At 46.4% G+C, this 1,876-nt stretch carries 1 protein-coding gene; it reads left to right on the top strand.

The window, feature by feature from the left end:
- Window positions 1-576: 576 nt before the first annotated feature.
- A complete protein-coding gene (locus KDK18_RS02470; RefSeq protein ID WP_257252950.1) occupies window positions 577-1,593 on the top strand; it encodes a Fe(3+) ABC transporter substrate-binding protein in 1,017 nt (338 codons plus the stop codon).
- Window positions 1,594-1,876 lie beyond the last annotated feature (283 nt).

Below are 1,876 nucleotides of genomic sequence, written 5' to 3'. Positions count from 1 at the left end.
AGATGACGGTATCTTTAAAATGAAAAGAGACAGTTTTATGCAAGTCTTTGACATGATCGAATTTGAAGAATGATTAATACATTTTTGTTTGGCCTACTTTGCACAACTGCTGTTAATTCCGACCGGTGACCACCTTGCACTTGAAAGCTCTACTATGCGGGACGAAATGAGAAGCTTCCTTGAAAGGAGTACAGGGTAGATTAGCTTGTATACGAAGGCCTGTTCTCAGAGGAGGTTATGTAGCCCTGGGAGAGACAGTACGGCCCGGTGCCGCTCAATTTTTTCTGACAACGACTCAAGTGCGGCAAGTGTTCGAAGGACTCAGATCGTTTGTGACTTCTTATTTAGGGTGGCCAGTGAGTGACGATGCAGAAGCTCTGTCACAGCAACACAGCCCGCTTTTTGGCGGGCTGTTCAGTGTGAGGCTTTGGTAAATGTGAAAAGGCGGGTGAATAGAACGAAAAAGTTAGTACTTATGTACTTAAATAACTGGCGATAAAGAGTAATTTCTGTAAAATACGCGAATGATAATGTTTCCTATTTAGATTGATATTATAAAAGAGACGGTTGTCGCCCATGTTGAAAAATAAACTCTCTTCAGTGCTTTTAGCATCAGGTCTTATGGCTGCATCTGCCCTCTCCCAGGCCGCAGAAGTGGTTAACGTGTACTCTTATCGTCAGCCTTTTCTGGTTGAACCTCTGTTCGCAGAGTTCAGCAAGGATACTGGTATTGAAGTCAATATGGTGTTTGCTAAAAAAGGTCTGAGTGAGCGTCTTGAACGCGAAGGCCAACTGAGTCCTGCTGATCTGGTATTGACGACAGACATCAGCCGACTGATGAATCTGGTAGAAAAAGATCTCAGCCAGCCCGTTGACAGCCAATCAATCAATAACGACATTCCTGCACAATACAGAGACCCTGAGGGTGAGTGGTTTGCCCTGACCAAGCGTGTCAGAAATATTTACAGCACCAAGCGTTCCGACAAGCCGGAAGGCATCTCTTATGACGATCTGGCCGATCCAAAATACAAAGGCAAGATCTGCACACGCAGCGGTAAAAACGCCTATAACGTAGGTCTCGTTGCTGCTTATGTCGCTCACAATGGTGAGGAAGCGACCAAAGAATGGCTGCAAGGTTTCAAGGAAAACCTGGCCCGTCGTCCTCAGGGTAACGACCGTGCCCAGGTAAAGGCTATTAAGGAAGGTGTTTGTGACCTGTCTATCGGTAATAGCTACTACTTCGGCAAGATGATGACCAATGAAGAACAGCGTCAATGGGCTGAGTCAGTTTACATTAACTTTCCTGATCAGAAAGGCAATGGCTCTCACGTCAACGTAAGTGGCATGGTTCTGACCAAATACGCGCCCAACAAGGACAATGCCGTTAAATTAATGGAATTCCTCGCCAGCGATAAAGCTCAGGCTACCTTCGCTGAAGTCAACATGGAATACCCTGTAAACCCTGACGTACCTGTTTCCGAAGTGGTTGCCTCCTGGGGTGAGTTCAAATCCGACGACCTGCCTGTTTACAAGCTGGCAGAGAACTACGCGACCGCTCAGAAACTGTTAGACGAAGTCCGTTTTGATCTGTAATTAAAAGGCCTTTCGACCTTCTGGGGAGCCGACGTCTGCTTGTCGGCTCTGGTTTGTGAGTCCTCGGCGCCTTACCTTTCGATGTAAAAGCAATTCTGCGGGCCGAGCCCCGAGTCAACCCTTCAGTCCGGATTCCGAAAAGTCCTGGAACATATGCTTAAGTCGGTCATCAATACGGATCCTCTTCTTTTTAACACCGAAGCCTTCCTCCAAATAATTCCGTACAGTTTTTAACAATAATTTGCGGTCTTTGGTTTTAACCACCAGCTTTAAGCCTTCATCG

The sequence above is a fragment of the Endozoicomonas sp. SESOKO3 genome, assembly GCF_024606255.1.
The sequence above is the reverse complement of the archived record's forward strand: the minus strand, read 5'-3'. Positions and strand labels throughout refer to the sequence as shown.

Coding starts and splice junctions, on each gene's coding strand:
- KDK18_RS02470 (WP_257252950.1), top strand. CDS start 577: ATGTTGAAAAATAAACTCTCTTCAGTGCTTTTAGCATCAGGTCTTATG.